This window comes from Bartonella sp. AP21QHHD (assembly GCF_042196205.1).
Lineage (GTDB): Bacteria > Pseudomonadota > Alphaproteobacteria > Rhizobiales > Rhizobiaceae > Bartonella.
This window is the reverse complement of sequence record NZ_JBHIPT010000120.1, coordinates 20,146-31,556: the sequence shown is the minus strand read 5'-3', so window position 1 is coordinate 31,556 and position 11,411 is coordinate 20,146. Positions and strand designations below refer to the sequence as shown.

The window sequence follows — 11,411 nt, the reverse complement described above, 5'->3', positions numbered from 1 at the left end:
ATTGTCTCTAACGACTTATTTTGCGTGGTCATATCCACTAAACCAGCATGAAATAAGGCATTTGGTAAAAGAAGATAAGTTGGAACCTGTGGAACAACCGCTCTAATTTGGAGATTAGACTGAACATCAAGCGGTATAGAGAGATTAGATGAAGGATCTAAAGGATCAGAGGACTCAGAAGACTTTGGTTCGACAGGGACAGAAGGAGGAGAAACAGTATCCAGAGATGAAGTGTCCTCCGGAGCAGAGGGCTCAGATGGCAACGACATAGAAAGTGGATTGGGGCGTGGAGGATCAACAGGATCAGAGGACGTAGAAGAAGGAGGGTCAGACACAAACGACGTAGAAAGTGGATCAGGGCGTGGAGGATCAACAGGATCAGAGGACGTAGAAGAAGGAGGGTCAGACACAAACGACGTAGAAAGTGGATCGGGAGGGGGAGGATCAACAGGATCAGAGGACGTAGAAGAAGGAGGGTCAGACACAAACGACGTAGAAAGTGGATTGGGAGGGGGAGGATCGACAGGATCAGAGGACGTAAAAGAAGGAGGGTCAGACATAAACGACGTAGAAAGTGGATCGGGAGGGGGAGGATCAACAGGACCAGAGAACGTAGAAGAAGGAGAGTCAGATATCAACGACGTAGAAAGTGAATTGGGGGGAGAAGATGGAGGATTAACAGGATGAGATAATGAAAACGAAGAAGGTTTACCAAATGGACCATTATAAGAACCTATTCTAGAAGAAATATAAACCCCTTCGAGTCGGAAATCCCAAAAATCCCCCTCACCTTCCACTAATCTTTGCTTAGCATTCGCTTCTCCAAAAGGCGAACCTGGACCATAAGCACGAATACGATATTGATAAGGAAAACCTTTCACCGTAGTATAATCATCATAACCATTGGCGAGTCGAAAAGAACCTGCCTGCGCTGTTCCAGCAACTTGAATGAGTGAAATGCTTTGATCTTTTCCCTCATAGACTTCTTTACTTGCATATTTTGGAAAATTTTGCACATGAATGAATGTCGTTCCAGAAACATCCCCATAGATCAATATGCGATCCGTCTTTTGGGGATTAAACAAACCCTCATCATTCAAAAATGCATTCAACCTAATCTGAGCGTTTCCCTCAGCACTGTAGACTTTTTTATCTTTTGATGCGAGAATTTTATCTCCTGCACCTATATCTGCTTTTTTTCCAATGCATAGCGTTTGATAACCACTACCTTCATCAAAGATCAATGTGCTATTGGAAAGACTTAGAGAAGAAAGCGATGAAACAGATTCCTGTAAACCGTTGTATTTACTTTTAGTAAGATACCATTTTGAATAACGAATTAACTCTAAATCAATAACCGATCTATCCTCAACACGCGTACCTCCTGTAAGAGAGGAAGCGTTTGCTTTCACCAATAGAGAAGCATTATTTTCAGCTTTTAGCAACAAATCACCAGAGATTTTTGTTTCATCCGATAATTCAAGAGTGCCTTTTACTTCATAGTCTTTATTCCCCTTCGCATAAATCGCAATCCCGTCTGGAACTGTCATATTTGTCTCTGATAAATAAACAAATGCCCTCCCCGTGATAACTTTTTTGGTTTCTAAAATTTTTTCATCATCTCGTTGCCTCAACATTTTAGCAAGTTCTTCTGGAGCTAAAACATTAAAGCACAGTCCATATACTCCCTCACTCTGAACAGAAATATTGTTTTTTTCTATCTTAATACTTGTATTCTTAAAGCCATCTGGTGAAATATATTTTTGAATTAACTTACCATTATCATTTACATAACCTGAAAAGTTTTTCATCAAGAATGCATGCATATGGTTCAGCTGAATAAAATTGTTTTTCAAATGAACGTCACCACCTTGAAAAACCTCAAAAGCTTCTGGCAATACCCCCATAGCTCGATCACCATCTGTTAAAGTTTCCTCCCTCCTTCCTTGCCCCGTAATCCCCATAGTATCAAGAATATAGCGCCCCCCAAATCGAGTTGAAAATGAGCCAATCTGGTTAAAATTAACGGTACCCTCTGTCATTTTAACCATTGCATCAAAACCACTCATAATACCGATCCCTTTTACATTCAAGTTATCTGGCTCAATATTGATATTCACACTCACTAAAGCAATATCCGTTCCTCTCCCCCATGCATAAATAGCATGTGAAATCCCCTTAATTTCCCCTACTGTCATGCTAATAACGGCATTTTGAGCACGAAGAGCAGGTATATTCTTAAAATCTGAAGCTACTAGATTAATTGTTCCACCATTTCTTACATACGCCCCATACGCAGATATTTTATCTGGATCATCGCCATAAACTGTTATCTGAGACGCATTAACAATAGTGCCTGCTTTTTCTACATATATAGCTGCAATAGGTGCAATATGAGCAGACGTCTCTTGAGAACTTTTTAAGTAATAGATTTTATCTGCAAGAAAGTGTGTTTTTCTATCATCGCATTTATAAAATGCCCCTCCTGCATCACTTGAAGATCCTGCAGCACTAACATACGTAACCTGCAAAAAATAAAGAATAGCTGTTGTAACGTTGCATAAAAATACATATTTATGAAATACATAAATCATAACTCTTGCCGCCTTCTATTCCCCTACTTCTATTCATTGAAGAATAATATCTATATTTAAGCTAATAAAGTTCTCAAAATACAATAAATATAAAATGAAATATTTAATTTAATACTTAATATAACACTATATACTTATATATAAGTTATATATAAGTTACTATATAGTTTATGTATCGCTAAAAAAGGTGGCGCAATCCAGCAGAGAAACTCGTTCCAGAAAAACCAATTTTCTTAAATCTATGCTGATAAGTGACATCTCCACGAAGAGAAAGTTTTGATGAGAGACGGGCATTAAACCCAACCCCTGCTTCCAAAGAAGAACCAAAGGAACCTAACTGAAAATCGTTTTTAAAAGAAACGAATTGCTTATCTTCAAAACTATGCAAATAAGAAAGCTTACTATAAAAAGAAACTTCACGTCCCTCTTCCACAACACCTAACGTCTTGCTTAAACGCCCACCAACACGCCCCACCCATTGATGAAATTTTCCTAAATCAACATCAAGATTATCAATATCACGCGCCTGATTAAACTGAAGATGCTGATAAACAACCTGAATCTGCGGATCAAAAACAACACCTTTATACCCTGTTGCAAACGTTCTACCACTCGTTAAAGAACCGCTAAATTGTTTACCCTTTAACGCCACAACCTTGCCCCGTGCAAGGGTCAAAACATCTCCCTTAAAAAGACCATACGATACCACCCCATCCATATAAAAACCGGTATCATGCTGCAAATTTCCATAAGCAGTAACAGACCATTTATTAAATGCGCTTTTTTTGCTTTGTTCAACATCCTGAGGGTGTAGAGAAAGATTTCCATAGTTCCCCAAAACTCCAAAGAATGTACGACCATATAAACTCTCAATCTCGTTTAACAAAACACCTGCTTGAAATGCATTATAATCGAGCTCAGCACCATAACCATATTCAAAAGCAGATAAATTGGAAGCATAGTGATGGCTCCCCCCATAAGCACGCAGAAAAAAGGCTGTCTTTTTATCATCTTTCCCAAAGGAATGAAAAGCATTCCGCATTGTCTCTAACGTCTTATTTTGCGTGGTCATATCCACTAAACCAGCATGAAATAAGGCATTTGGCAAAAGAAGATAAGTTGGAACCTGTGGAACAACCGCTCTAATACCTAGCTCAGGCGGAACATCAAGCGGTATAGAGAGATTAGATGAAGGTTCCAAAGCATCAGAGGACTGAGAAGGCTTTGGTTCAACAGGGGCAGAAGGAGGAGAAACAGTATCCAGAGATGAAGTGTCCTCCGGAGCAGAGGGCTCAGATGGCAGAACATCATTAGTAGAATCTTCAACTGGAACAAACGGTGCAGGCATAGGTTGCACAGCAGAAGGAGCCTCCGGAACTGTTGGTACAGAGGGAGGCTCAGACGGAACTGGTGCAGAAGGAGTCAGCGTCGAATCCGTAGGGATAAATGTTTCAGACGGTTCAGATCCTTCAGGCAAAGAAGGTGTAGATGGTATAAGTGGAGGCTCAACAGAAGGGGGTTGTTCAGGTGAAATAGTCTCTGTTGGTCGTTTAGAAGGAACCGTCTCTTCTTCAGATTGAGGAGGTAAAACTGTAGATGTTGGCTTAGAAGCAGTTTCAGAAGAATCTAATTCAGGACCAATGTAAACACTTTCGAGACGAAAATCCCAAAAATCCCCTTCTCCAACAACCAATCTATTCTTTGGATCTGCATTTCCAGAAGAAGAACTTGGACCATAGACACGAAGTTTATATTGATAAGGAAATCCATTCACCGTAGTATAACTATTGGCTAACTTAAAAGAACTTTCCTCTGCTGTCCCAGCAACTTGAACAAGTGAAATACTTTGACTTCCTTTATTGCCAGCTTCTCCTTCTAAGGTTTTGGAAAATTTCTCCATCATGAGCAGTGTACTTCCCAAAACATTCCCGTAGATCAAAATACGATCAGTTTTTTGAGGATTAAACGAGCCGTCATTATTCACAAACGCACTCATCTTAATCTGCACATTTCCCTTTGCATTATAGGCTTCTTTATCATATTGTATCCCCTCTATTGGATTTATGTCATTTAGATTACTTCCTTTCTCAATATATACTTTTCCAATATATAGCGTTTGATAATCTTGAGATATAAATTTATCAAAAAAAATTGTGCTATCAGAAATGCTTATAGACGAAAGTAATGAATCTACAGGAAGAGATTCCAGTAAATCTGTATGTTTTCTTTTGGTGAGATACCATGCAGAGCCATTTGTTAATTCTAAGTGAACAGTTGATGCATCCTCAACACGAATACCCCCTGTAAGGATAGAATCCTTTGCTTTCACCAATAGAGAAGAATTATTTTGAGCCTTTAACAATAAATCACCAGAGATCTTTGTCCTTTCTGTTAATTCAATGGTAGCTTCAGCTCCATAAATATCATCTCCCGTACTATAAATGGCAATACCATCGGGAACTAAAAAAGTTGTCTGTGACAAATGCAAAGATGCTTCACCCCAAACAATTTTTTCTACTTTTGAAAGTTTTTCACTCCCTACCTTAAACATATCACCCCATACATCTGGGCCTAATCCATAAAAATACAGACCGTATACTCCCTCACCCTGAACAGAAATTTCTGTACCTTCAATCTTAATATTTGTCTTTTTAAACTCATTTGATGAAGCGTATTCTTGAACCAATTTACCTTCAGCATCTGCATAACCTGCAAAATTCGTAATCAAGAAGCCATGCATATCAGTGAGCTGAATAAAATCACCACGTAATTGAACATTACCACCCTGTGATATGTCAAAAGCTCTTGGAAATTCATCAATACTTTCATTATCAACTACAATCGTGTGTTTCTTACCTTTTCCCTGAATATTGGTTGTATCAATAAGATATTTTCCCCCAAATTGTGTTGAAAACGCACCAATCTCATTAAAAGTAATAGTACTGCCTGACATCCTAATGAATGCATCAGAACTACTAACAAATCCAATCCCTTTTGCATTCAAATTATCTGATACAATATCAATATTTACGCTCACTAAAGCAATATCGGTTTTTTTTCCTTCTGCACATACAGCTTGCAAACTACCTTCAATCTTCCCTCTATTCATCACAACTTGCCCGTTCTGAACACGAAAACCGGACATATCCTTAATATTTGAATTGGTTAGAACAAGCTTGCCATCATCTTTTACAGATGCACTATATAAAAATGACTGCTTTGGCCTATGCGAGATAATATTTGTCTCTAATAAATTTAAAACAGTTCCCTCTTTTTCTATAGAGAAGACAGCAATAAAATCATCTAGAGAAGAGACAGAAGGAGTATAATTTTTATTACTTATCGTATGTTTTTTACTATCGCTATATGTAAAAAAACTCCCTGATACATTACAGGAAGTTCCTAAATTATTAGGATTCGCATTAACACTCACGATTGGCAAAAAAGAAACAATAGCCGTTGTAATAAATAAAAATCTATACCCGCTTAATACATTAACCATAACTTTATTCCCAATTTGCCTTTCTCCCCTGTTAGTTAAAAATAAAAAACATTCCCCATAACATTAAGTTAAACACACTAAAAATAGCAAGTATAAAACTTAAATAATCACTTTATACTTCATAAAACACTCTATAACTTATATAAAAATTACTCTATATTTCATAGGCACCTAAAAACGATAGTATAAACCGCCTGAAAAAATAATCCCTGAAAAACCACCTTTTCTAAGGCAATGCTGATAAGTTACATCTCCATGCAAAGCAGAGTTTGAAGACAACTGAGCCTTCAATCCCATTCCAGTTTCTAGAGAAGAGCCAAAAGCCCTTATTGGAATTCATCTCCAAACCGCACACATTGTTTTCCTCTAAAACTAATGGCAAGCTGAAGCTTGCAATTGAAAGAAACAACAAGAGCCTCTTCAGAAGCAGCAAGCATCTTTCTTAAAGACCACCAACACGCATCACCCATAAATCAAGTTTTCCCATCTCAATATCAAAACCATCAATATCAGACGCCTTATCAAACCGCACATTTTGATAAATAACCTAAACCTGCGGATCAAAAATAACCCCTTTATGCCCTGTCGTAAATGACTTGCCCGCAATCAATGAAGCACTCAAAGGTGTTTCCTTCAATGTTGCTGTCTTGCCTCTTGCTTGCGTGAGAACATCCCCTTTAAATAAACCATAGGAAAAAAGGACATCTATATAAAAGCCTGTATCATGCTGCATGCTGCCATATACTGTAATAGACCATTTATCAAATGTACTTTTTTGCTTTCTTTAACATCTTGAGGTTGTAGAAAGTTTTTTTCCATTATTCTCCATTATTCCAAAGCTCAAAGTGTGATGTGTATCCTCAATCGCATTGAGCAAGACACTTGCCTCTATACCATGAACAGCAGAAACCTGAATCTTACCTTCATCAAAGGAAAGAACCACCCTGCTTCACACCAAACACAGATTGAGATAACGTAGCATTTCTACCACTTTTCTTTTCGCCATTTCCTGTAATAGAACTCTTTTTAAAAGAAGTTTTATTATCTTTTGACACAACCACTGCTGATGTAATCTTCTCAGATCTCTTTAATTCTAAAATTCCATCAGTTCCTGAAAGCCTTTTTCCCCTTTACTTTTTTGCGGCTTAATAACTATGTTATGAGTTCGTATTGTAAAAATAACACCTGTAGTCCTCCTATCCAATCCACTCATATATAACTTATTACGACTTCCAAAAGTACGAGAAGCATCAACTGTATCACACGAATACGACTTAAAAAGAGAATTACACGAGGGGTTATAATCTTCTGCACTCACATCTATATTGCGCACGAAGAAAGAAATAGAGGTCGTAAGAGAACACACACATAGCGTTTTAGTACTTTAATCATAATTTAGTCTAAACTTCCTTTATTTTATTCATAAAAAACTGAAAAGACACACCTAGTTCATCTACTTATTATGTACCGTTACATATAATTTGTTTTGTATTATATGTAAAGTCAAAAATCAGAAAAACGACACAACAAAACTATGTTTTGTGCTTATGTCTTTCACAAAGGATGTATTAAAGAAAAATACAATTAAAAATGATAACTTAATCCACCAGAAAAATGCGTTCCGGAAAAGCCGTCACTCGTAAATTTATGCTGATAAATCAGATCGCTATGAAAAATAATTTTGGGAGATAATTGCGAAAAAACACCAAATCCAGCTTCTAAAGAAGTCCCAAAGGAACCAAGCTGGAAGGCATCTTTAAAATATACAAATTGTTTATCATCAAAACTACGAATGAAATGAAGCTTACCATAGAATGAGAGAACATGTGCATCTTTATCTTTAGTAAATGTAAGTGTCTTCGTTAAATACCCACCAATACGCATCCCCCAATGATCTGGACTTCGCATATCAATATTAAAATTATCAATATCACGAGTCTTATGAAACTGGAGATTTTGATAAACAAACTGAACCTGTGGTTCAAAAATAAAATATCGGCTGCCTATCATAAACGTTTTACCAGCAATTAAAGAAACACTTAGGGGCTTCCCTCTCAATGAAGCCGTTTTACCTCGCTCAAGTGTGAGAACATTTCCATTAAACAAACCATAAGAGAAGAGACCATCCATATAGAGACCCGTATCATGCTGCATGCTTCCATATGCTGTGATTGTCCATTTATCAAATATACTTTCTTGACTTTGTTTAACCTTTCGAGGCTGCAAAGAAAGCTTGCCATAATTTCCCATAATCCCAAAAGATGTCGTACTGTATGCACTTTCGATTTTCTTGAGTAAAATACCTGCCTCTAGTGCATTATAATCAAGCTCACCGCCATAATCACCATATTTAAATGCAGACAAATTTGAAGTATAATGATGATGTCCACCGTAACCGCGCAAAAACAAAGCGGGATTTTCATCATTTTTCAACAACCGACCAAGAACAGTTCGCAGCGCTTGCAACTGCTTGCTTTGATTACTGATATCCATCAATCCAGCATAAAATAAGGTATTTGGCACAAGAATATAAGTCAAAACCTGTGGAACAACGACTCTCACATTTGGCTCAAAATGAGAAGAAGGCTCAAAAACAGATGCCGGAACAGAAGAACCAGACGCAGGTGGAGTAACAACAAAAGGAGTGGGTGAAACAGATGGCGGAACAGAAGAACCAGATGCAACTGGGGAAACAACAGAAGGAGTGGGTGAAACAGATGGCGGAACAGAAGAACCAGATGCAACTGGGGAAACAACAGAAGGAGTGGGTGAAACATGCGGCGGAACAAGTGAACCAGATGCAACTGGGGAAACAACAGAAGGAATGGATGAAACAGATGACGGAACAGAAGAACCAGATGCAACTGGGGAAACAACAGAAGGAGTGGGTGAAACATGCGGCGGAACAGGTGAACCAGATGCAGGTGAAGAAACTGGATTAGATTCAGCAATAGCGGGAACAACAGGTGCAAGAGAGGAAAGAGGATTGGGGATCTCAAGTACAAAAACATCAGATACATTAGGTGTGGTCGTAAGATGGGAATCCCTATCAGGAGAATCTACAGGAGAAGAAAGACTTGGCTCCTGAGACTTTTGCTGAGAGTTAGAATCAATAGAACCATCCTCACCTCCAGTAATATTAGGATGAATTTTAGGAAAAGAAGGAATATCATCAGAAGAAGGGGGGACAACCAAATCAAGAACAGGAAAAACTTTAGTGGAATCAACAAATTGACTTTCAAGTCGGAAATCCCAAAATGTTCCAGAGTTTTTAAGCACTCTTTGATTGGAATCTGCCGCCCCTAAAGCAGAGCCTGGACCATAACTCTTAAGATGATACTGATAGGGGGAGGCTTCAAGTGTGACATACCCCCCCTTTAACTGAAAAGAATCTTCCATGGCTTTTCCATAAACCTGAATAATGGAAATCCCCTGATTATTACCACCATCTCCCGTCAATGCCCCTGAGCTTCCAGGAACACTATACACATGAACTGTTGTTTTCCCTTCAAGATCACCATTGATTAAAAGCCGGTCAGTTTTTTGCTCTTGCAGAGCTCCGCCTTTATCCAAATATGCATTAAGATAAAGATTCACATCACCGTGCGCTTTATAGACAGTCCCAGATCCTTTTCCAATGAGAAGTGTCTGATAACCATTTGTTTTTTTAGATTTTAATTCTTCAAAAACAAGAGAACTATCCGTAAGATTAACCGATGAAATGAAGGAATAGTCCCCTAAATTAGAACCATAAGCATCAGAATTTTGCAATTTGTCATATTTTGGTCGCGATAAAATCCACTTTGAACCATTTTTTAAATCTATCTTAGCTGTAGAACTTTCATCAACATGTGCGCCTCCTACAAGGGTAGAAGCATCAGCCTCAATCTTTACATTAGAACGCTCAACAGCTTTCAGAAGTGAATCTCCAGAAATTTTTGAATGTTGTGAGAGTTTAACAGAACTTTCGAATTCGCGACTATAAATAGCCGTACTTTCTGGAGCCATAAAAGTTGTCTTTGTCACATGGACAGTCCCTTTTCCAGGTATAATTGTTTTTTTATCATTTAAGACAGCTTCCCAAAAAAAGTGCATACCATTAAATCCATTCCCTCTCACAAAAACATTGGAATATTTTATATGAGCAGCATTATGGTTATTCCCCTGCACTACAATGCCATGAACATTGTCGACATTAACGTTTCCCTTCTGGAAATTAAGAGAGCCTTTCCCCTGAAGCATACTAAAAGCAGAACCTTCACGATGATTATCTGTATTTGTTCCCTGTTTCCCCCTCCCAGTAATAGAAACGCCCTCTAAATTAATTTCTCCATCTCCTCCTGTTTGAACACCAATACCATCAGCAAAATCAATTTTTCCTCCTTTCATATAAATTTTTGCACCATTATGACTCAAAAGACCTATCGCATCAGAAGATGTCTTAATCTCTGTCTTGGTCAAAGAAACAAACGACCCTTTACCCCCAACACTGATCCCCATTCTGGTTGCTTTAATCACCCCATCCTGCATTTCAAAAGCTCCCTCATCATTAATATCGGCCCCTATCGACACGTTATTTAACATGGAATCAAATAGAGCAACGCCTCCCCCATTTGAGGACTTTACAGCTGTTGTCCAAGCGTTTGTTTCTGAATGTCCATGTGCATTCGAAACACCGTTAATGATTATAGCCTCTCCCTCAATGACTGTATTTTTCCCTGATGCCTCTATGGCAGCATAAGAACTTTCACCCGTAAGTTGATAAGTTTTCTTGGTAATTTCATGCGTTTTACCATCATTACAGCGATAAAATGAGGCACTTTCGTTACATGAATATGGCTTCTTCTCAGAAGAAATCTCACCTGCATCAGTATTGTATACAAAGAAAAAAATAACCGTTGTAAAATGATATAAAGAGAGATGATTTTTAAACATAATTTTCTACAAACTTTCTTCCCCTTCTCTAAAAACAAAAAACACGCGTTCTGTTTAATAACTTTGGTTGCGCGTGATAATTTAAAATACGTTTTGTGTTTTATATATCCACCCTATGTTTTATGTAAAGCCAGAATCCCAAAATATCACAATTTAAAATTGTATTATTTATAAAAACGCGTAAAAATATAGATAGAAATAAAAATTCCACCCCAAAGCAGTGATTTCAAGAGAATTTAATAAAAATAAACTCAAAGAAGAAAAACAGCATAAGAAGCAAAAACTGCAAACCAGAAAGCCTTATCTCGTTTCTAAAAAGAAACAAACTTGCTCATGCAAAAAAACATTTTTTTAAAAAACTTATTTAAAAAGTTGCAAAC

The 11,411-nt window shown here is 37.7% G+C and carries 3 protein-coding genes and 1 pseudogene; all 4 read right to left on the bottom strand.

Annotation, left to right across the window (positions count from 1 at the left end; all coding sequences use genetic code 11):
- Nucleotides 1-2,594: autotransporter outer membrane beta-barrel domain-containing protein (locus ACFIMC_RS09450; RefSeq protein ID WP_375685746.1), on the bottom strand; the 2,594-nt coding region annotated here is incomplete at its 3' end.
- A gap of 178 nt (nucleotides 2,595-2,772) precedes the next feature.
- The gene (locus ACFIMC_RS09445; RefSeq protein WP_375681047.1) at nucleotides 2,773-6,096 is read right to left on the bottom strand and encodes an autotransporter outer membrane beta-barrel domain-containing protein; all 3,324 of its coding nucleotides are present in this window, start codon (nucleotides 6,094-6,096) and stop codon (nucleotides 2,773-2,775) included.
- Between the two features lie 171 nt (nucleotides 6,097-6,267).
- A pseudogene (locus tag ACFIMC_RS09440) lies at nucleotides 6,268-6,994 on the bottom strand (autotransporter outer membrane beta-barrel domain-containing protein); the annotation flags it as partial.
- 686 nt (nucleotides 6,995-7,680) lie between these two features.
- Nucleotides 7,681-11,031 carry an autotransporter outer membrane beta-barrel domain-containing protein gene (locus ACFIMC_RS09435; RefSeq protein WP_375685744.1) on the bottom strand — a complete coding sequence of 1,117 codons (3,351 nt, stop codon included), beginning with the start codon at nucleotides 11,029-11,031 and terminating at the stop codon, nucleotides 7,681-7,683.
- Between the last annotated feature and the right edge of the window lie 380 nt (nucleotides 11,032-11,411).